21 protein-coding genes are annotated in these 23701 nt (G+C 34.0%); 16 read left to right on the forward strand and 5 right to left on the reverse strand.

Features of this window, described 5'->3' with window-relative positions:
- Window positions 1–27: 27 nt before the first annotated feature.
- The gene (locus YW9_RS0102645; protein WP_018278630.1) at window positions 28–1578 is read left to right on the forward strand and encodes a sulfatase family protein; all 1551 of its coding nucleotides are present in this window, start codon (window positions 28–30) and stop codon (window positions 1576–1578) included.
- A 63-nt stretch (window positions 1579–1641) separates the two neighbouring features.
- On the opposite strand, the gene YW9_RS0102650 is transcribed toward YW9_RS0102645, so the two are convergent.
- The gene (locus tag YW9_RS0102650; RefSeq protein WP_018278631.1) at window positions 1642–2055 is read right to left on the reverse strand and encodes a DUF4293 domain-containing protein; all 414 of its coding nucleotides are present in this window, start codon (window positions 2053–2055) and stop codon (window positions 1642–1644) included.
- Window positions 2056–2222: 167 nt separating this feature from the next.
- Here YW9_RS0102650 and YW9_RS0102655 point away from each other — a divergent pair, with 167 nt between their 5' ends.
- Window positions 2223–3395: an AIR synthase related protein gene (locus tag YW9_RS0102655; protein ID WP_018278632.1), complete on the forward strand. Its 1173-nt coding sequence runs from the start codon at window positions 2223–2225 to the stop codon at window positions 3393–3395.
- A gap of 94 nt (window positions 3396–3489) precedes the next feature.
- On the opposite strand, the gene YW9_RS0102660 is transcribed toward YW9_RS0102655, so the two are convergent.
- Window positions 3490–4200, reverse strand: a complete 711-nt coding sequence (locus YW9_RS0102660) for a DUF6261 family protein (protein ID WP_018278633.1) — start codon at window positions 4198–4200, stop codon at window positions 3490–3492.
- A gap of 758 nt (window positions 4201–4958) precedes the next feature.
- Here YW9_RS0102660 and YW9_RS0102670 point away from each other — a divergent pair.
- Together YW9_RS0102670 and YW9_RS0102675 are read left to right on the forward strand one after the other, a co-directional pair.
- On the forward strand, window positions 4959–6146 hold the full coding sequence (locus YW9_RS0102670) for a hypothetical protein (RefSeq protein ID WP_018278635.1): 1188 nt from the start codon (window positions 4959–4961) through the stop codon (window positions 6144–6146).
- A gap of 56 nt (window positions 6147–6202) precedes the next feature.
- Window positions 6203–7462 carry a porin gene (locus YW9_RS0102675; protein WP_018278636.1) on the forward strand — a complete coding sequence of 420 codons (1260 nt, stop codon included), beginning with the start codon at window positions 6203–6205 and terminating at the stop codon, window positions 7460–7462.
- Between the two features lie 4 nt (window positions 7463–7466).
- Here YW9_RS0102675 and bcp read toward each other — a convergent pair whose 3' ends face one another.
- Both bcp and YW9_RS0102685 read right to left on the reverse strand, forming a co-directional pair.
- A complete protein-coding gene (bcp, locus tag YW9_RS0102680) occupies window positions 7467–7934 on the reverse strand; it encodes a thioredoxin-dependent thiol peroxidase (protein WP_018278637.1) in 468 nt (155 codons plus the stop codon).
- 33 nt (window positions 7935–7967) lie between these two features.
- The gene (locus YW9_RS0102685) at window positions 7968–9824 is read right to left on the reverse strand and encodes an SLC13 family permease (protein WP_018278638.1); all 1857 of its coding nucleotides are present in this window, start codon (window positions 9822–9824) and stop codon (window positions 7968–7970) included.
- A gap of 180 nt (window positions 9825–10004) precedes the next feature.
- Between YW9_RS0102685 and YW9_RS0102690 the strand changes: the two genes are divergently transcribed.
- From YW9_RS0102690 to YW9_RS13835, 12 genes are all read left to right on the forward strand, one after another.
- Window positions 10005–10496, forward strand: coding sequence for a phosphoribosyltransferase family protein (locus tag YW9_RS0102690; protein ID WP_018278639.1), 492 nt, complete (start codon window positions 10005–10007; stop codon window positions 10494–10496).
- A gap of 124 nt (window positions 10497–10620) precedes the next feature.
- Entirely contained in the window at window positions 10621–11169 is a 549-nt protein-coding gene (locus YW9_RS0102695; protein WP_018278640.1) for a nucleotide exchange factor GrpE, read from the forward strand.
- A 14-nt stretch (window positions 11170–11183) separates the two neighbouring features.
- Window positions 11184–12299, forward strand: a complete 1116-nt coding sequence (gene dnaJ / locus YW9_RS0102700; protein ID WP_018278641.1) for a molecular chaperone DnaJ — start codon at window positions 11184–11186, stop codon at window positions 12297–12299.
- A 132-nt stretch (window positions 12300–12431) separates the two neighbouring features.
- Window positions 12432–13235 (forward strand): M48 family metallopeptidase, encoded by an 804-nt coding sequence (locus YW9_RS0102705; protein WP_018278642.1) that lies wholly within the window; start codon window positions 12432–12434, stop codon window positions 13233–13235.
- Window positions 13236–13360: 125 nt separating this feature from the next.
- Window positions 13361–14002: an endonuclease III domain-containing protein gene (locus YW9_RS0102710; protein WP_018278643.1), complete on the forward strand. Its 642-nt coding sequence runs from the start codon at window positions 13361–13363 to the stop codon at window positions 14000–14002.
- A 471-nt stretch (window positions 14003–14473) separates the two neighbouring features.
- Window positions 14474–15751, forward strand: coding sequence for an adenosylmethionine--8-amino-7-oxononanoate transaminase (gene bioA / locus YW9_RS0102715; RefSeq protein WP_018278644.1), 1278 nt, complete (start codon window positions 14474–14476; stop codon window positions 15749–15751).
- 13 nt (window positions 15752–15764) lie between these two features.
- Window positions 15765–16976: a Gfo/Idh/MocA family protein gene (locus tag YW9_RS0102720; RefSeq protein WP_018278645.1), complete on the forward strand. Its 1212-nt coding sequence runs from the start codon at window positions 15765–15767 to the stop codon at window positions 16974–16976.
- Between the two features lie 77 nt (window positions 16977–17053).
- Window positions 17054–18175, forward strand: coding sequence for a 3,4-dihydroxy-2-butanone-4-phosphate synthase (gene ribB, locus YW9_RS0102725; RefSeq protein ID WP_018278646.1), 1122 nt, complete (start codon window positions 17054–17056; stop codon window positions 18173–18175).
- Window positions 18176–18482: 307 nt separating this feature from the next.
- Window positions 18483–19247: an IS5 family transposase gene (locus tag YW9_RS0102730; protein ID WP_455737459.1), complete on the forward strand. Its 765-nt coding sequence runs from the start codon at window positions 18483–18485 to the stop codon at window positions 19245–19247.
- Window positions 19248–19393: 146 nt separating this feature from the next.
- On the forward strand, window positions 19394–20758 hold the full coding sequence (locus YW9_RS13825; RefSeq protein ID WP_018278648.1) for a VIT domain-containing protein: 1365 nt from the start codon (window positions 19394–19396) through the stop codon (window positions 20756–20758).
- Window positions 20759–22003, forward strand: coding sequence for a tetratricopeptide repeat protein (locus tag YW9_RS13830; RefSeq protein WP_018278649.1), 1245 nt, complete (start codon window positions 20759–20761; stop codon window positions 22001–22003). It abuts the gene before it with no gap.
- An 18-nt stretch (window positions 22004–22021) separates the two neighbouring features.
- A complete protein-coding gene (locus YW9_RS13835) occupies window positions 22022–22345 on the forward strand; it encodes a YfaP family protein (protein WP_018278650.1) in 324 nt (107 codons plus the stop codon).
- Between the two features lie 64 nt (window positions 22346–22409).
- Here the strand turns inward: YW9_RS13835 and YW9_RS0102740 are convergent, their stop codons facing one another.
- Window positions 22410–23687 carry an NAD(P)/FAD-dependent oxidoreductase gene (locus tag YW9_RS0102740; RefSeq protein WP_018278651.1) on the reverse strand — a complete coding sequence of 426 codons (1278 nt, stop codon included), beginning with the start codon at window positions 23685–23687 and terminating at the stop codon, window positions 22410–22412.
- Window positions 23688–23701: the final 14 nt, after the last annotated feature.

The raw sequence follows: 23701 nt of genomic DNA on the forward strand, positions 1-23701 counted from the left end.
TTTATTCAAAATTCAAACAATTGTTTTATGAAAATTAAAATTATCAACTTATTGTTTTTACTACTTATTTTTTCTTGTGGGGTTAGAACAAAAAAAGAAGATGATAAAGTACAGCAAAAACCAAATGTGGTACTGATTGTTGCCGATGATTTAGGTTATGGCGATTTGAGTTGCTATGGGGCAGAACGTATTCAAACACCTCACGTAGACAAACTTGCCGATGGAGGAATTTTATTTACTAACGCACACACAACTGCGGCAACTTGTACACCCTCACGTTATTCATTATTTACAGGTGAGTATAACTGGAGAAAAAAGAATACAGGAATTGCAGATGGCGATGCAGGAATGATAATTCGTCCTGAGCAAACTACTATTGCAGATGTTTTCAAATCAGTGGGTTATACAACGGGAGCCGTAGGAAAGTGGCATTTGGGATTAGGAGATACGCAAGGTTCTCAGAATTGGAATAGTTTTATATCGCCAGGTCCTTCCGATATAGGGTTTGATTATTCTTTTTTGATGGCTGCTACGGGAGATAGAGTTCCTTGTGTTTGGGTTGAAAATCAGAAGGTTGCTAATTACGATGCCAATGCACCAATAGAAGTAAGTTATAAAGAACCTTTTGAAGGAGAACCTCTGGGGAAAACACATCCTGAACTGTTAACAAAATTAAAACCTTCTTTAAATCACGGGCATAATCAAGCCATTGTAAACGGAATTTCTCGTATAGGTTATATGAAAGGTGGAGGAAAAGCTTTGTGGGAAGATGAAAACATTGCAGATTCCATTGCTTCAAAAGCGGTACAATTTATTGACAAGCATACTAAATCGCCATTTTTTTTGTATGTAGGAACAAATGACATACACGTACCAAGATATCCACACGCTCGTTTTGCAGGTAAAAGCGGAATGGGGTACAGAGGAGATGCTATTTTGCAGTTTGATTGGACTATCGGACAGATAGTTGAAGCTCTTAAAAGAAAAGGATTGTTTGAAAATACACTAATTATTGTTACCAGCGATAATGGTCCTGTGATTGATGATGGTTATCAAGACCAAGCCGAAGAACTTTTGGGGAACCACAATCCGTGGGGAAAATTTCACCATCGTGGTGGGAAATATAGCAATTTTGAAGCAGGTACTTGTGTGCCTTTCATAGTAAGTTTTCCCAAAACAATTAAATCTGGTACGTCTGACGCCTTATTTTCTCAGGTGGATTTATTTGCAACGTTAACAACTCTTATAAATAAAAATATTCCAGAAGGAGCAGCAAAAGATAGTCAAAATCAATTAAGAACATTATTAGGAAAAGAAACGAAAGGACGTTCCTATATCATAACTTCAGCAAATTCATTGTCAATCAACGATGGAAAATGGAAATACATTGAACCTAATAACAGAAATGCTTATCAAAAGTTGACGCGTACTTTTTTAGGAAACTCACCTGAGGAACAATTATATCATATTGAAAAAGATGTTTCTGAAAAAGAAAATGTAGCCGATAAGTTTCCTCAAAAAGTAAAGGAATTAAAAGAAATTCTTGAACAAGAAAAACAAAAGGGATATTTGAAATAATAAAAAAACCTAAGCAAATTGCTTAGGTTTTTTTAACGCACTAACACTACTAAGATTATAGGTCTATCGTAATCTATCTGCTGATTTTATAAGGTTTTCGTCCCGTCGGATAGCTTGGTTAGCTAAAAATAAAAAAACGATAGAAAGAACGGGTAAGAAAATCCCAACACCCTTCTCAGAAATTAAACTTTCTCCGGATGAGGTTAGCACTCGATATACAAACATTCCTAGTAAAGTAAGATTTATAAGAATATTCAGTCTGTTAAGAACAAACTGAGTTTGTCTTGTCTTAAATTTCAAAATACTATAAATCGCTAAAAGAGCCGATACAGCGAACAGAATTCCGCTTATTGTGTCGTTTTTGTAAGCAAATATGGTTACATCATTTGCTTGTTTGTACAATGAAAACAACCAAGGTAGCAACCCTCCAATAATCACTACTGCTAACATATAAACGCTCTGTATTCTCTGAATCATAGCCTAAAATTTTTCATCGTGCAAACTTACACAAAATTGCCATATCTGCAAAATTTGAATCACATTTTTTGTTCTGAAAAAGCAAAAGACACCTAATAAAAATCAATAGGATTTATTAAAAAAAAATTGTAGCTTTGCCACTTATTTTAAGAAATAGACTGATAGTTATGGAAGTAAGTAAACGATACGCCGAGCGTGGTGTTTCTGCCTCAAAAGGAGATGTCCACAGTGCAATTAAGAATATCAATAAAGGGCTTTTTCCGAAGGCTTTTTGTAAAATAGTTCCCGATTACTTAACAAATGACCAAGAATATTGTTTGGTAATGCACGCCGATGGAGCTGGTACAAAATCTTCTTTGGCTTATGTCTATTGGAAAGAAACAGGCGACTTATCCGTTTGGAAAGGCATTGCCCAAGATGCTCTCATTATGAATGTTGATGACTTACTTTGCGTAGGTGCGGTTAATGATATTATGCTATCTTCTACCATAGGAAGAAATAAAAATCTAATTCCTGCTGAGGTGATTTCGGCAATCATTAACGGAACAGAAGAACTTATTTCCGAATTGAAAGAATTTGGCGTGAATATTCATTCCACAGGTGGGGAAACGGCAGATGTAGGTGATTTGGTACGCACCATTATTGTAGATTCAACAGTGGTTGCACGTATGAAACGTAGCGAGGTAATCGATAACTCGAATATTAAAGATGGCGATGTAATTGTAGGATTGGCTTCTTTCGGACAGGCGAAATATGAAAAAGAATACAACGGGGGAATGGGCAGCAACGGACTGACTTCTGCTCGGCACGATGTATTTGCTAATTACTTAGCGAAAGAATATCCTGAAAGTTTCGATAGTTTAGTTCCTAAAGATTTGGTTTATTCCGGAACAAAAAAAATAAATGATTCGGTGGAAAACAGCCCGTTAGATGCAGGAAAACTAGTGCTTTCACCTACGAGAACCTATGCTCCGATAATTAAAAAAATTCTTGAAAAATATACTTCCAAACAAATTCACGGAATGATACATTGCAGCGGGGGAGCTCAAACAAAAATTTTACATTTTGTAGATAACTTGCATATTATTAAGGACAATATGTTCAAAATACCTCCTTTGTTTCAATTAATTCAGCAAGAATCGGGAACGGATTGGAAAGAAATGTATCAGGTTTTTAACTGCGGACATCGTATGGAAATTTACGTCCCTGAAGAAATCGCAAATGATATTGTTGCAATTTCCGAAAGCTTTGGCGTTGAAGCTCAAATAATAGGTAGGGTAGAGAAGTCCGATACCAAACGACTGACAATCAAAAGTGAATACGGTACTTTTGAGTACTAATAACAAAAACGGATAATTGAAATTATCCGTTTTTTATTGGCTTTAAGTTGTTATATTTTTTGCAATTCCATTCTTTTAGTAACTTCAGAAACGATTAGCTTTGAGGTTTTTCAGGTTCATTGCTCTTCTTTTCGGAAATATTAGGCTTTACCGACTTTACCAATTCATTAATTTCGTTGTAGAGAGGTTTCCATTCGGGGCTTTTCTGCATTACTTTTATGAAAGTAAAATATGCACGTAAATATTCTTCCAATTCGGTTCGCACTTTAGATGCTGAAGGAATATTACGGAGTTCAGAATTACTGGCTATTTGCTCAGCGTAAATAACATCAAAATCATCTTGGGCTTGTTTCAATAACTCCAAAACAGCCTTTACACCCAAATCTTCCAATAGCAACAGATTTTCTGGTAGATTCATTTCTTCAAGGAACTTTCGTAGTTGAGCGGTTTGTTCAACATATTTTAATTTTGAAAGTCCCGTTCCATATTTTTTAAATACGGCGTAAATAGTTTTAGCTTTGGCATTATGGGGGAGAGGTTCTAAACCTGCGTATCCCTTTATGTAATCGCGTAAGCCGTTGTAAAGTTTGTCGCGATTTTTGTCCGCTTCGGCTACTGATTTGCCTTTTCCGCTGAAAGTTGATTTCGTATAGACAATCCTATACACATTAAAAATTTCTTCTACTTGTTTGAGAAGTTCATTACTTTCTACAAATGTGTACTTTCCACTTTTGGAAATAGAAATTGTCGTTTCAGTTAATGTAGCTAACTCTTTGGTGTTAAGTTTTGATAAAGTGATTTTCATAATAATTCAATTTAAATTTATAAAAATGTATTTTACTGCGACTAAGGTACTTAAAATTATTAAAAAGACAATATTTTTTCTTAATAATTTTTTTCAAAATGAATAAAATATGTTTTTATGAATAATAATGTTAGTACATTTTACTTTGTTCAAAAATGATTTACGCTTCGACTCCGATCAGTTTGATGTTGTGTTTGTCAGTCTGAGCGAAGTCGAAGATATTATTTTAATGAAAATTTTTCAGAAGATAATTTCTGCTTAGGCAAATTCTTTGGAATTTTCTGGAAAGTAATTTCTGCTTGGGCGAACTCTTCAGAATTTTTTGGAAAATAGTTTCTGCTTGTTCAAACTCTTCGTAAATTTTTGAATATTAATTTTTGTTTGGGCGAACTCTTCGGAAATTTTTGGAAAGTAATTTCTGATTGGGTAAACTCTTCGGAAAAAATTGTATAGTATATTTCAGGAATAAAATAAATAAAAATAAAAAATATAAGATAAAATAGCAAGAAATATATAGTACCTATTTTTATGTTATCATTTACTAATTAAAAATTGATTTTTATGAAGTTACGTTGAAAATAATACGTTGTATTTTTTATTTATTGAGTAAAATAATTATTTTTGTAGGTGAATGAAAAACTTAACTTTATAATCTGATTTGCTATTGATAATTTGATTTTTATTTCTTTTTTCAGCAAAAAGATTACAATTTGAGTTTACTATTCATATAAAAGAGGTTTATTAATAGTATATTAAAAATGAAAATTAATATAACAACTGATATTCGTTATGCATTCTTCTATTTTTTTGTAGTAGTTTGTTTGGGTATTTTTTTGCGTTTTGCATTTGTTTTGCCAATTCCTTTTGAATATAACTATCGATATGTACTTCACGCACATTCTCATACTGCTTTTTTAGGTTGGATGTACGTTTTGTTATCATCGCTTATTAGTAGAGAATTTATCAGTATTACTTATGAAAAACAATACAGAAGATTGTTTTATGCTACACAATTTTCGGTAATAGGAATGTTATTTAGCTTTTTGTTTCAGGGTTATGGTGCAATTTCTATTACATTTTCATCTTTGTTTGTAATTCTTTCGTATTGTTTTGCATATTTATTCCTAAAAAAATGGAAAAATGATAATGCTAAGAATTCTATTTCCTATCTTTTTATAAAAATGGGTGTGATTTATCTTGTGCTTTCGAGTTTAGGCATTTGGGCAATACCATTTTCAATTATCAAATTTGGGAAAGATTCTGCTATTTATAACGCTTCAATAGCCTTCTTTTTGCATTTTCAGTACAATGGTTGGATTTGTTCTACCCTCATAGGATTATTCATACATAAATTCAAGTGGGAAGAATATTTTCCTAAATTAATAAAAAAAGTTTTTTATCTTTTTCAAATAGCTGTAGTGGGTACTTTAGTAGTATCGTGGTTAGGTATTTATAATTATCTTCCTTATTATATTATAGGTGGCTTATCATCTTTTCTTTGGCTAATAACTATCGGGATTATAGGTTATTTATATTTTTTTAGAAATAATCAAAAAATGTATTTAGCAACTTTATTTTTAGTATTTTTTATTCTAAAAATATGTGTGATGATTATTGGCATTGTGTTAGGTTATTCAAATTCAATTTTTTCAAATCCTGATTTGCTGATTGCATATTTGCATCTTAATTTTTTAGGAATTATCAGTGTGGGGTTATTATATTTTTTGAAAGTTGATAATTTACTGAAGATACACAAATTTTCGGTTTTTGTGTATCTATTTGCCTTTCTGTCAACAGAACTACTGATAGTTTACAAAGGAATTTCGGTTTGGCTGAATTTACCTTTTTTTGATGGTTATTTTCAGCTTTTAGCCATTGGTAGTACGTTGTTTCTTTTTCCTATTTTTTCGTGGTTGATGATTAGTTTAAAAATGAAAAAAGGATAATTATATATTTTATTTTTGAAAAATTCTTAATATTTTTGCGGTAAAAATAGGATATAATGAAAAGAATAGTTTTTTTGCTCTTAGGTGCTTTGTTTTCAGTGAATTCTCATTCGCAGTTGTTAAAATACAAATTCGATGAACAAGGAGATACGTACATTCAAGGTTCGTTCCGTGGGCAATTTTGGATGAGATATGTTGATACAAATCCTGGCACAAGCATTAACGGAGAGACCGTGAATCAAACCTTAGATTTTTCGATAAGAAGATACCGAATAGGTTTTCAAGCACAGATTAATAAAAAGTTATTCTTTTTCGTTTTGATGGGTAATAATAACGTTAACCAGAAAACACTTCGTTCAAGCGACATTCGTTTACTTGATTTTTTAGCTCAATATACATTTAGTGATAAATTTACCTTAGGGGTAGGAAAAATTATTTTTGGAGGTGCAGGAAGATTTGTAGCGTTCTCTAATGGTTCAATGCTGAATTTAGACCCCGCCGTACATCAATTATTTACCTTAAATCATTATGATGATGTAGGCAGAAATTTAGGAATATATGCAAAAGGGCAATTAGGTAAATTCGATTATAATATTTCCTTACAAAGCCCAACGTCACCAACCGAAAATCAGGTGAAAGAATTTGGATATTCTCGTAATATTGCCCGATTTTATACATCTTCGTACATAAAATATGAATTTCTGGACAACGAAAGTAATAAAACTCCTTACAGCGGAGGGGTGGGTACTTACATCGGCACAAAAAGAATACTAAATTTAGGTATAGGATATGCGTATCAACCTAAAATGCTTCAGAAGCAAAGTAATAATTCTGTAGTATATGATAATTATCGAAATTTGGGAATAGATTTATTCTTGGATATGCCTATCTCTGAAAGAAATGCTGCTATCACCGGATATTTAGGATATAATAACATAAATTTGGGAGATGATTACGTCAGAAATATAGGTACAAATAGTATTTTTGATGCCTCAGGAAGTTCTTTCAACGGAGGAGGAAGTGCTTTTCCAGTAGTAGGAACAGGAAATTCAATTTTTCTGCAATTGGGATATTTACTCCCTAAGTCAGAAAAACACAAAGTACGTTTTCAGCCTAATATCGGTTGGAAATGTGCTAACTTTGAAGGACTTAACCAAAGCGTAAACTCTTATGCTCTCGGATTTAATACGTATTTTAACGGACATAAGAGTAAACTATCCTTCGGTTATCACAATCGTCCTATTTTTGATAAAGTAGATAAAAAAGTGAGCAGTCGTAAAGGAATGTACGTTCTTCAATATCAAATAGAATTGTAGAATATTATTCGCTTTCGTTTTCTATTACCTGCATAATTTGTTGAGCGTGGCTTTTGGTTTGTACCTTTTCAATTATGTTGGTAAGTATTTGACTTTCGTTTACTATAAACGTTTTGCGAAGAATGCCATCAAATGTTCTTCCCATAAATTTCTTTTCTCCCCAAACTCCAAATTGTTTAATGATTTTCTTGTCCTCATCGGCAATTAATGGAAAAGGTAGATTATTTTTGGTTGCAAAATTCATTTGTTTACTAACGGAATCAGCACTAACTCCTAAAAGCTCATATCCTTTTTCTTTCAAAACGGAATATTCATCACGCAAACTACAAGCCTCTGCCGTACAGCCAGGGGTACTTGCTTTCGGATAGAAGAAAATAATTAACTTGTGTCCTTTATAGTCAGAAAGTTCAATTGTATTTCCGTTTTGGTCTATTCCTTTGAAATTTTCTATTGCTTCGCCTATTTTTACCATCGTTTTTGTAATTTATTTTAAGTTGTAGATTTTCTAAAAGGGAAATAGCAAAGGTAGTACAAAAATCATTACAATTCCCATAATAATTTGCAAAGGAAGTCCTATTTTTACATAATCCATAAAGGTATATCTTCCAGCAGACATTACTAACGCATTAGGAGGTGTGGAAAAAGGCGAAGCAAAACACATACTCGCACCCACCGCCACGGCAAACAAAAATGCTTGAGGATTTAGCCCCAGCGAAACCGCCGATTGAAAAGCAATAGGAGCTAAAAGCACAGCGGTTGCGGTATTGCTGATAAACATTGTCATTAGCGAAGTTGTGAAGTAAATGCCCGCTAAAAGCACGTAAGGGCTATAATTACCCAGACTTCCTACTAAAGTTTTGGAAACTAAGTCTGAAACGCCTGTTTTTTCCAAAGCTAGAGCCATTGGCAACATTCCTGCAATCAGAACAACACTTTCCCAGTTGATGGTTTTATAAGCCGCTTCAGTATTGCGTAACGCTCCAGAGATAACCATCAAGAGCGATGCAATTAGAACAGCAGTGACGGGAGCTATAGGTATGAAATCGAACATCATAGCACAAATCATAGCAATCATAATAATTCCCGCAATGGGAGCTTTATGAGTTAGCGTTACTTTGGAAGCCTCTGCCATTGGTTGTCCTAAAACTACTAACTGACTGCGTTCCGCATCAAGTTGGGCGATGTGTTCCCAAGTTCCTTGTACAAGCAGAATGTCACCAGAATGCATTTTTTCGTCTTTAAGATGTTGCAAAATGTAAGTGTTTTTGCGTTGTATTCCCAAAATATTCAAACCGAAGTGTTCTCGTAACTTGGAATCTTTTATAGGAAGATTTACCAATTTTGATGCTGGCATAATTAATACTTCAGCAATTCCTACTTCGTGAAAATCAAGAACATCTGTTTTCTTTTCTTCTGTTTGGTGTGTATCTAAAAGAAGTAAATTATTTTCAGAAACCATCGTTTGCACATTTTCAAATTCACCTCTTAGATAAAGTATATCACCCTCATAAACAATGGTTTCAGCTCCGACCAATTCTTGATTACTGGTTTTAAAAAACGGGTTGTTAGATGTTGATTTTCTTCGTATTTCTAATACAGAAATGTGGTATTTTTTGTGAATATCAATTTCTTTGATTGATTTTCCATCGAAAGGAGAGTTTTTATGAACCTGAACTCGGTACAGATTTTTTGAAAGTTGATATTCTCCTACCAAATCGTGTAGTGTTTTTCCGTTTTTTTTATTCTCATTGCTGGAATTCTCTTTTTTGGACGACAGAAGTTTGCTAAAGGGAATCAAAAAAAGTGTTCCCACCGCTAAACAAGTAATTCCTACGGGAGTGAATGAAAAAAAGGTAAGTTTTGGAAAGCCTTCCTTTACAAGTACTTCATCAATAACTAAGTTGGGTGGCGTACCAATGAGTGTCATCATTCCTCCCATACTACTTGCAAAAGCCATAGGCATAAGTAATCGGCTTGTGTTAATATTGGAACTCATCGCCATACTAACTACAATAGGAAGCATCAGAGCGACCGTTCCAGTATTGCTTACAAAAGCTCCAATGAACGAAGTAACAAGCATTATTAATATCAATAGTTTTATTTCGCTGTTTCCTGCCAATCGGAGAATTTTGCTACTAATCATTTTTGCAAGTCCTGTTTGGAATATAGCTCCTCCCACAACAAACAAGCCTATCATCATAATAACCACCGAATTGGAAAATCCAGAAAGGGCTTCTTCAGGGGTGAGAATGCCAAAAACTACCAACAAAACCAAAGAACAGAGAGCCACCAAGTCCGAACGAACCTTTCCACTCATAAAAAAAATGGCTGAAACTAAAAGAATAGCTATTGTGATGTACATAGGAAAAATATTAAATGAAGAAAATATATTTTGTAAATATGAAAATTATCTATTATCATAATTATCAATACGCCAAATATTTGTTTGCCCAAAAATATAGAAAAAAAGTAATATATCATAATTTTTTGAGCTTATTTCTACTCATTTTCATATCTTTGAGCCGAAATAATTGATATGAATATGATACCAATACTAAATCACAAAGATATTCAACATAAAATCAGACGAATAGCATATCAAATTTACGAAACAAATTTGAATGAAAAGCAGATTATTTTGGCAGGTATTCAGGGAAATGGCTATATTTTCGCTGAAAAGTTGAAAGTTGTATTGTCTGAAATAAGTCCCATTGAAGTAATTTTGTGTAAAGTTACTATGAATAAGAAAAATCCTTTGGAGGGAATTACAACATCTATTAAATCAGATGATTATCAAAATAAAGTAGTTGTTTTGGTAGATGATGTTTTGAATTCAGGATTGACGTTAATTTACGGGGTAAAACACTTTTTGGAAGTTCCTCTAAAAAAATTGACAACGGCAGTTTTAGTAAATCGAAATCATAAAAATTATCCAATTAAAGCTGATTTTAAAGGAATTTCATTGTCTACTTCTTTGCAAGAACACGTATCAGTTGATTTTAGCGAAGGAAATTATATAGCATACTTACGATAAAATTTACTAAACATTTTTCATTTAGAAGAAATATAGAAGAAACTGCCATATTGACATAAATAAACAAAGTGGCATACTTTTATCTATAATTGTAGTGTCTTTTTGTTAAAAAAATAAATTTGATATGAATACGAAAAAAAATACTAAGGAAGAACCGATGCCTAACGAAGATATTAATAAAGAAGAAGTTACTCCAGAAACAAACTCTGAAACGAATGCTGAGATAGCTCAAGTGGATTTGAATGAGGAACTTTTAAAAGAAAAAGATAAGTTTTTGCGTCTGTTTGCGGAGTTTGAAAACTATAAAAAACGCACAAATAAAGAACGTTTGGAATTATTCAAAACTGCAGGTCAAGACATATTGTCAGCAATGTTGCCAATTATAGACGATTTTGACAGAGCTTTAGTGGAGATTACAAAATCTGAAAATGATGAATTGTTCAAGGGTGTTGAGCTTATTTATAATAAGTTAATTAATACTTTGAAATCTAAAGGGTTGGAAAAAGTAGAGGTGGCTCCAAATGACACTTTTGATAGTGAAATACACGAGGCTATAACGCAAATCCCTGCTCCTTCAGAAGATTTGAAGGGTAAAATTGTTGATGTTGTAGAAAAGGGCTATAAATTAGGAGATAAAATTATTCGTTATCCAAAAGTTGTTGTAGGACAATAATTTAGTTGAATTCAATGAAAAAAGATTATTACGAAATATTAGAAGTTTCGAAAAGTGCAACAGCTGCTGAAATAAAGAAAGCATATCGAAAACAAGCCATTAAATATCACCCTGATAAAAATCCAGGCGACAAACAAGCTGAAGAAAACTTTAAATTGGCTGCAGAGGCGTATGAAGTGCTAAGTGATGAAAACAAACGAGCTCAGTACGATCGTTTTGGTCACGCAGCTTTTGATAACGGAGGAGCTGGTTATCATTCAACAATGGATGATATATTTAGTCACTTTGGTGATATTTTTGGAGGGCGTTTTTCAGGATTTGGCGGTTTTGGTGGCTTTGGCGGAGGCACACAACAAGTTCGTCTTCGAGGAGAAAACCTCAGAGTTCGCTTAAAAGTTTCTTTAGAAGATATTGTAAAAGGTACAGAGAAGAAAATAAAAGTAAAGAGAAAAGTTCAGGCTGAGGGAGTTACTTATAAAACTTGTACTACTTGTAACGGTACGGGACAGATAGTTCGTCAAGTAAATACAATGCTTGGAATGATGCAAACAGCAAGTACTTGTTCTTCTTGTTCTGGAAGTGGTCAAATTATTGATAATCGTCCATCAGATGCGGATAGTCAAGGATTGAAACTGGTTGAAGAAACTATTTCTGTTAAAATTCCTGCTGGAGTAATGGAAGGTGTTCAATTGAAGGTTAGTGGTAAAGGAAATGATGCTCCTGGAAAAAATGGTATCGCGGGGGATTTATTGGTCGTAATTGAAGAACAAGAGCACGAAACCTTAAAACGAGAAGGAGAGAATTTACACTATGACTTGTATATCAGTTTTTCAGAAGCCATACTTGGAGCCTCAAAAGAGATTGAAACTGTAACAGGAAAAGTACGTATTAAATTAGAAGAAGGAATACAATCGGGAAAAATTCTTCGTCTGAAAGGAAAGGGAATACCAAGCCTAAATGGTTATGGAACAGGTGATTTAATTGTTCACGTAAATGTCTGGACTCCGAAAAATCTTTCAGAAAAACAAAAAGAATTTTTCAGAGAAATGCTAAACGACAAAGGATTTACGCCTCAACCTGAAAAGTCGGACAAATCTTTCTTTGAAAAAGTTAAGGAAATGTTTTCATAGTAATAAATAATTTAAAATTTGTGTTAGAATAAAGTTGGAAGAGCAGTACAAAACTACTGAACTTTCAGCTTTATTTTTTTGTATCTGTGCATATACAAAAATAAATTCTTACTTTTGCAAAAAAAGAAAGTTATGAGAAGAATTAGTCTGATTATTATTTTTTTAGTGGTTTTCTCTTGTAAGACAAATCCATTTACGGGAAAAAATACTTTGAATTTTAAATCCAATAGTACGTTGTTTCCTATGGCTTTTACTCAATATTCTACTTTTCTGAAGGAAAATGAGGTTGTTATGGGAACTTCAGAAGCCGAAATGGTTAAGCGAGTAGGGCAACGAATTGCCAAAGCAGCACAGATGTGGGCAGAAGCAATTGGTCATAAGGATTATTTGAAGGATTATAAATGGGAATATAACTTGGTACACGACAAACAAGCCAATGCGTGGTGTATGCCTGGCGGAAAGATTGTAGTTTACACAGGAATTCTTCCCATTACCAAGAGCGAGGAAGGCTTGGCGGTTGTTATGGGACACGAAGTAGCTCACGCACTGCTCGATCACGGAGCCCAACGAATGAGTGCAAGTGACATACAGATGCTCGGAGCCCTCGTAGGCAATGTGGCTCTTCACGACAGCAAATATAAAGACACATTCAACGCAGCATACGCACCAGCAACGCAAATATTAGGAATGTTGCCTTATAGTCGTTCGCACGAAACCGAAGCCGATGAAATAGGAATTCAACTTATGGCAATTGCAGGGTATAATCCTGAAGAAGCACCTAAGTTATGGGAAAGAATGCAAGCAAATAGCTCAGGGCAGTCTCTCGAAATATTAAGTACACACCCTTCCAATGCTTCGAGGATAGCAAATCTTAAAAATTGGGTTCCTAAAGCGAAATCAGAAGCAGCAAAATATGGAATAACAACCTTTAAATAAGGAACATTTCATCAAAAAAAATATAGTTCTGCATTCTTTAAAAAAGAAGTACAAAACAATATTGTGAGTACAAATAATTCTTTTTTAAGGAATGCAGATAAACGTTAAAGAGGAAGCATATAAATATGAAAAAATCCGAAAAAGTAGCCTTCGTCATCGATACGTTGGAGGAAATATACCCCAAAGTAGACGTCCCACTCGACCATAAAGACCCATACACCTTATTAATTGCCGTACTCCTTTCTGCACAAAGCACAGATGCTCGTGTAAATCAAATAACGCCTTTACTTTTTGCAAAAGCGGATAATCCGTACGATATGGTAAAGCTATCTGTTGAAGAAATTCGTGAAATCATCAAACCAGTAGGGCTTTCTCCAGCCAAGTCAAAAGGAATTTATGAATTGTCACATATTTTGATTGAAAAACATAATGGAGAAGTCCCTCAGAGCTTTGAATATTTAGAAGAACTTCCGGCAGTCGGACATAAAACGGCAAGTGTAGTGATGTCACAAGCCTTTGGCGTTCCTGCGTTTCCAGTAGATACGCACATTCATCGATTAATGTACCGATGGGGACTATCAAATGGGAAGAATGTGACCCAAACAGAGAAAGATGCTAAGCGTTTGTTTCCAGAGGAAAAGTGGAATAAGCTCCATATTCAGATTATTTTATACGGAAGGGAGTATAGTCCTGCTCGTGGGTGGAATATTGAAAAAGATATTATTACAAAAACTATTGGTAGAAAGTCAGTTATTAATTCTATCTAATAAAAATATTTTTTGATAAAGTAAAAGATAATATAACAACTGATAAAAATTATATATCAATATAAAAAAATCAAAAAACAAATAGGGGCTTTAGAAGAGTAATCAGTAATTATTAAAATCATTGAATAAAAAATAAAAAATCAACTATATTTATTTAAAATGTAATTAGGGGCTTTGTTAGAGAAAGATTAAAAGATATAAAAACAAGTGTGAGCAATCAAAAAACAAGTGCTATTCATTTAAAGTGATTAATGAAAATTTAATAATCGTGTTGTATTTTTGAGAATGTAATATATAAAAATCTAAATTCAAGAATTTATAATATAAAAACAATACGTATAAGTTCAATTTATAGAATTAAAATATAAGTTGAATTGTATTAAACGATATTACAATAGATATAACATTAAAAATCATAGAGAAAAAATAAAAGATATTTATAAAAATATAGGTAACTAACAATCAATAATTATGAAGTTACAAGAAAGAGATGAAAAACATCTATGGCATCCTTATACGCAACATCAAACAGCTTCTAAGCCTTTAGGAATTGTCAAAGGGAAAGATGCTTTGCTTTGGGACGAGGATGGAAAAGAGTATATTGATGCCATTTCAAGCTGGTGGGTGAACCCTTTTGGGCATAGTAATGAACGTTTGGCACAAGCGGTGTACAAACAATTAACACAACTGGAACACGTACTTTTCGGGGGATTTACACACGAACCTGCGGTACTCTTGGCGGAGAAACTCATCTCCATTTTACCTTCCAATCAACGGAAAATATTCTTCTCGGACAATGGTTCTACTGCAGTGGAAGTCGCAATAAAGATGGCGATACAGTATTTTTTTAATAAGGGAGACCAAAGAAATGTAATAGTGGCATTCGAAAATGCTTTTCACGGCGATACTTTTGGGGCGATGGCTGCTTCTGGGATAACATTCTTCACGGAATCGTTCAAGGGACAGCTTCTGGAAGTAGTGAGGATTCCTATTCCAGAGGAGGGGAAGGAGTACTTGTCTGAAAACAAGTTGAAAGAAGCCATAAGAGAGCATAAAGTAGCCGCTTTCATCTTTGAGCCATTGGTTCAAGGGGCTGCGGGAATGAAAATCTACTCTGAAAAAGCCTTAGACAATCTGATAAATATAGCCAAAAGCGAAGGAATACTCACCATCGCTGATGAAGTGATGACTGGGTTTGGTAGAACGGGGAAAACATTCGCTTGTGATTATTTAAGCGAACAACCAGATATCATCTGCCTTTCAAAAGCATTAACTGGAGGGACAATTCCGTTGGCAGTAACCTCTGCAACTCAGGAAATCTTCGATGCTTTTTATGATGAAGACGTGAATAAGGCTTTATTCCACGGGCATACTTATATGGGAAATCCTACAGGATGTGCCGTAGCCTTGGGAGCAATCCAAATCCTACAAACAAATGAAACCCAACAAAACATAAAACGTATTGAGGAACACCATAAGAGTTTCGTACAAAGGTTAAAAGACAATCCGAAGGTTGAAAATCCTCGTACTCTGGGCGTTATTTTAGCTTTTGAAGTTAAAACAACAGGAAATACGTCGTATTATGGAAGTATACGCAATCAATTATATGAATTTTTCATCAATAAAGGTATAATCCTGCGTCCGGTTGGTAATACGATTTACATACTTCCTCCATATATCATTACAAATGCACAATTGCAACACATTTATAACGTGATTGAAGAAGCAATTGAGGAAGTTACGACATAAAAATAGTTCGAGAATGAAAAAAGTATTCGATTTAAGAGTAGCTCCAATAGAAAACCTTTGTGTGGGATTCATCGGCGTTGGTATTCGAGGGATTGAAGCCTTGAAGCGATATATGTACTTAGATGTGCGTATCTCGGCAGTGAGTGATGTGTATGAGGAATATATAGAAAAGGCAAAGAAAATCACGGAAAAGCAGCCTGTCAGGCCAATTTTCTTCACGGGGAAGGAGGATTGGAAGAAGGTTTGTGAGATGGAAGAGGTCGATTTGGTGTATATATCTACGCCTTGGGAGTTACATACCGAAATGGTGAAGTATGCAATGCGTAAAGGAAAACACGTGGCGGTGGAAGTCCCATTAGCGATGACCGTAGCCGATTGTTGGGATATTGTTAAAACTGCCGAGCAAACTCAACGGCATTGTATGATGTTGGAGAATGCGTGTTACGATAGCTTCGAGCTGATGACTATTGAAATGGCAAAACGAGGGGATTTTGGAGAAATTGTTCACGGAGAAGGAGCTTATATTCACGATTTGAGACGTTTGAATTTCCAACAAAATGATAGAGATACATTACGAGGTGAATGGCGAATGAAATACAGCCAGACGCATAACGGGAACCCGTATCCAACGCACGGGATAGCTCCTATCTGTCAGGCAATGAATATACTAAGAGGAGATAATTTAGTGAAATTAGTGTCAATGTCGTCACTTTCAATAGGAATGAAGCGTTATGCAGAAGCTACTTTTGGAAAGGAATCTCCACAGGCAAAAGCACAATATACAGGCGATATTAATTTGACATTAATTCAAACCGAAAAAGGTAAAACAATATTACTACAACACGATGATACCAGTCCACGACCATATTCACGAATATTTTTAATAAGTGGAACTGATGGATTTATTCAAAAATATCCAACACCTCAAATTTATTTTGACAAACGAGAAACACCTCAACTTACTTCAGAAGAAGTAGTGACTTACTTGGAAAGAAATCAGCATCATTATGTGTCGGAAACTGCTTATTTGAGAGAAAAGCTTCCAGAACAAAAGCCGATGGACATTATTATGGATTATCGATTAGTACATTGTCTCAAAAATGGACTTCCGTTAGACCAAAACGTGTATGATGGTGCATTGTGGTCTTGTATTACCGAACTTTCACAAATTTCCGTAGAAAAGGGAAGTGTTCCTGTTGATATACCTAATTTTTTGGAAGGATAGTTCAAGCAACAAAATTGAAATCCTTTTATTGATTATTATTTTAAATGAGTTATATTTGCCCAAAATTTTGAGTTAAAATGAAAAAAATAGAGCTGAATACCATTGAAGAAGCCATCGAAGACATAAAAAAAGGAAAAGTAGTTATTGTCGTAGATGACGAAAATCGTGAGAATGAGGGAGATTTTATAACAGCTGCAGAAAAGGCTACTCCCGAAATGATTAATTTTATGATTACACACGGTCGTGGACTGGTTTGTGCCCCACTAACTGAAAAGCGTTGTGCCGAGCTGGAATTACCAATGATGGTGCAAAATAACACGGTGTTACATCAAACTCAATTCACAGTTTCTGTTGATTTGATAGGGCAGGGGTGTACTACTGGAATATCAACCCACGATAGAGCAAAAACGATTTTGTCATTGGTTAATCCTCAAACAAAACCATCGGATTTGGGACGTCCAGGGCATATTTTTCCACTTAGGGCGAAAGAAGGAGGCGTACTTCGCAGGACAGGACATACCGAAGCAGCTATTGATTTGGCTCGACTTGCAGGGTTTCAACCAGCAGGAATTTTGGTGGAAATTCTTAATGAAGATGGCACGATGGCTCGGCTTCCACAACTTGCAGAAATTGCTAAAAAATTTGATTTGAAATTAATTTCAATAGAAGATTTGGTGGCTTACAGAATGCGAAAAGACACCTTAATTATCAAAAAAGAAGATTTTTATTTGCAAACACCTTACGGAGAATTTCGATTACGTGCCTATGAGCAAACTACTAATAAACAAATACATTTAGCATTTACGAAAGGCACTTGGGAACCTGATGAGGCTGTACTTACAAGGGTTCACGCATCATTTATTAGTAATGATATATTGGAGATTTTGGCAAATGATAAGGATAATCCTCTTGAGAGAATATTCAAAAAAATCAATGAAGTGGGCAAAGGAGCCGTAGTTGTTATTAATAAAGAAGGATACTCACAAGATTTACTAAAACGTATCACCGAAATCAAGGAAAAACAAAACGGAAATTATATAGCACAATCTTCGGCAGATACAAAAGATATTGGAATGGGATCGCAGATACTCCACGACCTAAATATACGTAAAATACGATTGCTAACGAATTCAAAACAATCGCATTACGTAGGAATGTCGGGTTATGGACTCGAAATTATAGAAGAAATTGGATATTAAAAAAATTAAAGAGGTTGTCTGAAAAATATTAGATAGCCTTTCTTTTTTTTCACTTTATATTAATTTTTGTTCAAAAGTAAGGAAAAAATAAATGCATTAAAGCGATAATCAGTATTCGATAAAATTTCCAAACTTACTTCATTTTTGTTAATCGATTCCTATATCTTCATAGGTAATTACTAATAAACCTGTCTAAACTTTTAAAAAAGTAAAAAGTTCCAAGAAATTTTAGTATTTTTTTGTATAACAATCTGAAAATCAAGGAACTTTGGACAAAGATACAATAAAAAAATGGATTTTTCCTTATTTGAGCATAGGAAAAAGAGGATTTAAAACNAAATTTGATTTATCATTAATTTTTCTTCTGATTATCAAACGATTAAAAACAGGTTGCCAATGGAGGGAACTTCCGGTAGAAATGTATTTTAAAGACCAAAAAATAAGCTATCAAACGGCATATTATTATTTTAACAAATGGAGTAAAGATGGTAGTTTTAAACGAATTTGGATGAATCTATTGCTTGACAACAAACGAAAATTAGATATGTCTTGCGTACAATTGGATGGTAGTCATACTCGGTGTCGTATGGGAGGTCAATCGGTTGGTTATCAGTCGAGAAAGAAGTCAAAAACCACGAACACTATCTTTCTGTGTGATAATTCGGGGCAAATTTTAGCAATGGGTAGTCCAAAATCTGGTAATCATCACGATTTGAATGATATAGAGTTGATTTTAAAAGAAATTTTAAAGTTTTTGGAAGAGGCAAAAATAGAACATAAAGGCTTGTTTATCAATGCGGATTCAGGTTTTGATAGTCGAAATTTGAAAAGATTTTTAGAAGAAAAAGAAATCATAGCAAACATTCCGAAAAACGCTCGAAACGGAGACAATCAAGAGTACGAAAATTTTTATTTTGATGAAAAATTATATAAAAATCGGTTTAAAATAGAGAGGAGTTTTGCGTGGTTAGATGGTTTTAAAGGGCTGATAATGAGATATGAAACCCTAAATACAACTTGGAATGCAATGTTGTATTTAGGGATTATAATGAGATTTATTGCAAAAGTTTAAACAGGTTTAATATTAGTTTCAATTTCTTATTGCGATAAATATACTGAAAGTACAAGCTATAAAAAGTTTATTCAGAATTTTAACAGAAGATACGTATTCTTTGGCATACTATTTGACTATTTTAAAATGTTAAAATATGTAATAATATGCAAAATAATCGTTTACTTTTAGGGATATATATTTTCATCACCGCGATTTCTTCCTATGCACAATCGGTGCTTCCGAAAATGAAAATTACAAATCAGCAAAATACGAATCCAATGGAATTGCAAGAATTGCACACTGACATTTACGTCTTTGGACAAACAGCGATTACCACTATGGAAATGGTGTTCTATAATCCTAACGATCGGGTAATGGAGGGTGAGTTTGAGTTTCCTCTCGGAGCAGGGCAGGTGATTTCTCGTTTTGCCTTGGACATCAACGGAAAGTTGCGTGAAGGCGTGGTAGTGGATAAAAAACAAGGACGTGTGGCCTTTGAAAACATTGTAAGGAGAGGAGTTGACCCTGGTTTATTAGAGAAAACTGAAGGAAACAATTTCAAAGCACGTGTTTATCCCATACCTGCAAAGGGTTCTCGACGTATTTTGATTGCTTTTGAACAAGAATTAAGTCATAGAAATGGACAAGATTTTTATTTTCTCCCCGTAAAAAGTGATTTTACACTGAAAAAATTCAGTTTGAAGGCTGAAGTTGTGTCACGAGAAGTAAAAACAGAAGACGATAGTGTGGAATTATCATTCAAAAATTGGCGAAATTCGTATATTTCAGAATTGACAAAAACGGATTATAGGCTTAATAAAAACATCGCTTTAGTATTTCCGAAAATAGAAAAACAGCAGATTTTTGCCTCCACAGAAAACGAAAAAACGTACTTTTATGGGAGTATTTTACCTGAAAAAGGGATAATCAACAACAAATCGTTTCCAAAAAAAATTGGATTGCTTTGGGATATTTCAGCTTCAAGTGAGGAACGTGATTTTGATAAGGAATATCAGTTGTTAGATGCCTATTTTAAAACTATAAAAAATGTTGATGTTGAGCTAATTACATTTAATATTCGTGCTAATGTTCCTAAAAAATTTAGTATTAAAAATGGGGATTGGTCAGCTTTAAATTCTTATTTAAAAAAACAAACCTATGATGAAGCTACTTATGTTAATCCATTGGAAATTAAGGATTCTAGTGATGAATATTTAGTGTTTACGGACGGAATTTTCAATTTTGGAGAGGAAAAAGATTTGAAATTATTGACTGCTATTATCCAAAAACCTGTGTATGTAATCAATTCAAAATCAGTAGCAAATACTGATAAAATGCAATATATAAGCAATCAGACAGGCGGAAATTTTATCAATTTATCACAACAAACAGTTGAAAATTCTTTGGAAAAATTACTAAAACCAACATTTCGTTTGATTGAGGCAAAAGTGAAGTCAGGAAAAGTGTCGGATGTATATCCAAAAGTAGGAAGTCCAATCACAGAGAACTATTTTTCATTTGCGGGGTAATTGCAATCAGACAAAGCAGAGTTGGAGTTTTCTTTCGGATATGGAAATAAAATCACTGAGAGTAAGATAGTTACCATTCGAAAAAATATGGATTCTTCCGAAAAAGAATTTAAGCAATTGGAACGTTTCTGGGCAGGAAAGAAAATCGCACAAATGAGGTCAGAAGCTGAAAATCAGGAGAAAATAGATGCCGTAGGAAAAGAGTTTAATATTGTAACTGAAGGAACATCTCTCATCGTTTTGGAACTTTTATCGGATTATGTTGCCAACAGAATTGTTCCTCCAACAGAACTACAAAAAGAGTATTTTGAAGCCATTGCTCGGGAAGATAAATACGCTAAAGAGGAAGAAAATCGCAAAAAATCTCATAAAAAAAACAAAATTGAGCAGGTTATTGCGATGTCAAAAAACCAAAGTGAATGGTGGAACACGAGTTTTCCAATTAATGTTAAGAAAAAAGACGGAAAGGGAGAGATTCCTCCTCCACCGTTACCTACATCTGCAATTGAGGAAGTTGTGGTAATATCTGCTACTCATTCAGATAGGAGAGAAGTGGCAGTAGAAGAAATAGCTATTATGGAAGAAGCCGAAGTAGCGTCCGAAATGAAAGAGATGGTTGCGATGACCGGTGCAGTAAGCAAAAAAATGACTGAAAAAACAAACGCTAGTCAAACTAAAAATATTGGTATTCAGTTAAATACTTGGAATCCTGATACACCATATCAAAAAGTGTTGGAATATACCGATGAAGAAAAAGCCTATGAGACTTATTTGAAATTAAAGCAAGAATATGGTAAAACGCCTGCTTTTTATGTTGATGCAGCCGATTATTTCTTCAAAAAAGGAAAAAGCGAAACTGCAACTTTGATACTTTCAAACTTAGCGGAACTCAACTTAGAAGAAGCTCAAATTTTGCGAGTTTTGGGATATAAATTATTAGAGTACAAAAATCCTAAATTAGCGATATTGATATTTCAAAAAGTATTGAAAATGAGAGAAGAAGGGCCTCAATCGTTCCGTGATTTAGGTTTGGCATTGGCTCAAGATAAACAGTATAACAAAGCTGTTGAAACGCTTTATAAAGTTGTTACCGAAGTATGGAATAGTCGTTTTTATGGTATCGAACTTATTGCAATGAACGAAATTAATAACATTGTTAATACGCAAAAAAATGTAAAAACGTCCTTTATAGACAAGCGATTACTGAAAAATGAACCAGTTGATGTACGTGTTGTACTTACTTGAGATACAGATAGTTCCGATATGGATTTATGGGTAACCGACCCTAAAAAGGAAAAATGCTATTATTCAAACGACCTGACGAAGTATGGAGGGAAAATATCAAATGATTTTACAGGAGGCTATGGACCAGAGGAATTTATGATAAGAAAAGCAATTGATGGTGAATATGAAATTCAGGTACAATATTATAGAAATTATTCACAAAAACAATTGTTTCCAGTAAGTCTCCGTTTGGAGTTTTTCACCAATTATGGTTCTGGAAATCAGAAAAAACAAGAAGTTGTCATTCGGCTTACTAATAATAAAGAAGTTATTGATGTAGGAAAGTTTATTTATAAAAAGTAATTTTTTGATTTTGTCCGAAAGAAGTAGTTTTATTCTTATAAAAATTACTCCTTTCGGACAATTTTTATCCTTGTGCTTTTTTATCACTCGGTTTTAGTACCATTCGATAAGATTGGTCTTTGCTTATGTAATATCCTAACCAATTGTAAAAGGCTCGTAATCTATTTCGGAATGTTACAAGTGACATAATGTGTACAAAAACCCAGATAAACCAAGCAAAAAATCCTTTCAGAAATATTTTTTTAGGAATATCCGCAACCGCTTTATTACGTCCGATGATAGCCATAGAACCTTTGTCGGTATATGAAAAAGGTGTTGGATTTATAAAATTATTAATCAGGTTTTTACCCAAATTTCGTGCTTGTTGTATAGCAACTTGAGCTAATTGTGGGTGACCTTCTGGAAAGTTAGAATCAGCAGTCATAATGCAAGAATCACCTATAGCATAAATGTTGTCAAACCCTTCCATTTTGTTAAAGGCGTCTGTTTTCATTCTCTTTCCTCTGCCTAAAAAATATTCATTGTCAATGCCTTTGAATGATTTAGCGGAAACTCCTGCTGCCCAAATGAGATTTCTTGCATCTAAAATTGTTCCGTCAGACAAATGCACTTCATCGTTTACGAAATCTTTTACAAAAACGTTGAGTTTGAGTTTTACTCCCATTTTTAGTAAAGATTTTTCAGTATATTTTTGAGATTTTTCTGACATTGGTGCAAGTACTGTTTTTTGTCCGTCAATTAAGAAAATATCTCCTAAATCCTCTTTTGCAAGTTCTGGATAGTCCTTTTCCAAAATGTAGTGTTTCATTTCTGCAAAAATCCCTGAAAGTTCAACTCCTGTTGGTCCAGCACCTGCGATGGCAAAAGAAAGCAATTTTTTTCGTTGTTCTTTATCCTCAGTGCGAGTAGCTCTTTCAAGCCTTGTGTACACCAAATTTCGTAACATCAAAGCATCACTAATTGTTTTCATTGGCATTGCTTTTTGTGCTACATTTTGATTTCCAAAGAAATTGGTTTCGGCTCCTGTCGCCATTACCAAAATATCGTAAAACATTTCTCCATTGCTGAGTATCAGTTTGTTTTCAGACGGAATGACTTCCTTTAGCTCTCCCATTCTGAAATTTGTATTTTTGTATGAACGGAGAATTTTCCGAAAAGGATACGAAATAGCAGAAGGCTCCATAAAACCTGCCGCAACCTGATAAAGTAAAGGTGGAAAAAAATTGTAATTATTCATATCCACCAAAGTAACACGAAATTCATCAGAATGATTTAATTCTTTAATAAGTTGCAATCCAGCAAAACCACCTCCAACAATAACGATATGTTTCTTATGTTTCATTTGAGTTTTTCAAG

The sequence above is a fragment of the Capnocytophaga cynodegmi DSM 19736 genome (assembly GCF_000379185.1).
GTDB lineage: Bacteria > Bacteroidota > Bacteroidia > Flavobacteriales > Flavobacteriaceae > Capnocytophaga > Capnocytophaga cynodegmi.

Excerpts from the sequence above, each read along its gene's own strand:
- YW9_RS0102645 (WP_018278630.1), top strand. The coding sequence starts at position 28 with ATGAAAATTAAAATTATCAACTTATTGTTTTTACTACTTATTTTTTCT.
- YW9_RS0102650 (WP_018278631.1), bottom strand. The coding sequence starts at position 2,055 with ATGATTCAGAGAATACAGAGCGTTTATATGTTAGCAGTAGTGATTATT.
- YW9_RS0102655 (WP_018278632.1), top strand. The coding sequence starts at position 2,223 with ATGGAAGTAAGTAAACGATACGCCGAGCGTGGTGTTTCTGCCTCAAAA.
- YW9_RS0102660 (WP_018278633.1), bottom strand. The coding sequence starts at position 4,200 with ATGAAAATCACTTTATCAAAACTTAACACCAAAGAGTTAGCTACATTA.
- YW9_RS0102670 (WP_018278635.1), top strand. The coding sequence starts at position 4,959 with ATGAAAATTAATATAACAACTGATATTCGTTATGCATTCTTCTATTTT.
- YW9_RS0102675 (WP_018278636.1), top strand. The coding sequence starts at position 6,203 with ATGAAAAGAATAGTTTTTTTGCTCTTAGGTGCTTTGTTTTCAGTGAAT.
- bcp (WP_018278637.1), bottom strand. The coding sequence starts at position 7,934 with ATGGTAAAAATAGGCGAAGCAATAGAAAATTTCAAAGGAATAGACCAA.
- YW9_RS0102685 (WP_018278638.1), bottom strand. The coding sequence starts at position 9,824 with ATGTACATCACAATAGCTATTCTTTTAGTTTCAGCCATTTTTTTTATG.
- YW9_RS0102690 (WP_018278639.1), top strand. The coding sequence starts at position 10,005 with ATGATACCAATACTAAATCACAAAGATATTCAACATAAAATCAGACGA.
- YW9_RS0102695 (WP_018278640.1), top strand. The coding sequence starts at position 10,621 with ATGAATACGAAAAAAAATACTAAGGAAGAACCGATGCCTAACGAAGAT.
- dnaJ (WP_018278641.1), top strand. The coding sequence starts at position 11,184 with ATGAAAAAAGATTATTACGAAATATTAGAAGTTTCGAAAAGTGCAACA.
- YW9_RS0102705 (WP_018278642.1), top strand. The coding sequence starts at position 12,432 with ATGAGAAGAATTAGTCTGATTATTATTTTTTTAGTGGTTTTCTCTTGT.
- YW9_RS0102710 (WP_018278643.1), top strand. The coding sequence starts at position 13,361 with ATGAAAAAATCCGAAAAAGTAGCCTTCGTCATCGATACGTTGGAGGAA.
- bioA (WP_018278644.1), top strand. The coding sequence starts at position 14,474 with ATGAAGTTACAAGAAAGAGATGAAAAACATCTATGGCATCCTTATACG.
- YW9_RS0102720 (WP_018278645.1), top strand. The coding sequence starts at position 15,765 with ATGAAAAAAGTATTCGATTTAAGAGTAGCTCCAATAGAAAACCTTTGT.
- ribB (WP_018278646.1), top strand. The coding sequence starts at position 17,054 with ATGAAAAAAATAGAGCTGAATACCATTGAAGAAGCCATCGAAGACATA.
- YW9_RS13825 (WP_018278648.1), top strand. The coding sequence starts at position 19,394 with ATGCAAAATAATCGTTTACTTTTAGGGATATATATTTTCATCACCGCG.
- YW9_RS13835 (WP_018278650.1), top strand. The coding sequence starts at position 22,022 with ATGGATTTATGGGTAACCGACCCTAAAAAGGAAAAATGCTATTATTCA.
- YW9_RS0102740 (WP_018278651.1), bottom strand. The coding sequence starts at position 23,687 with ATGAAACATAAGAAACATATCGTTATTGTTGGAGGTGGTTTTGCTGGA.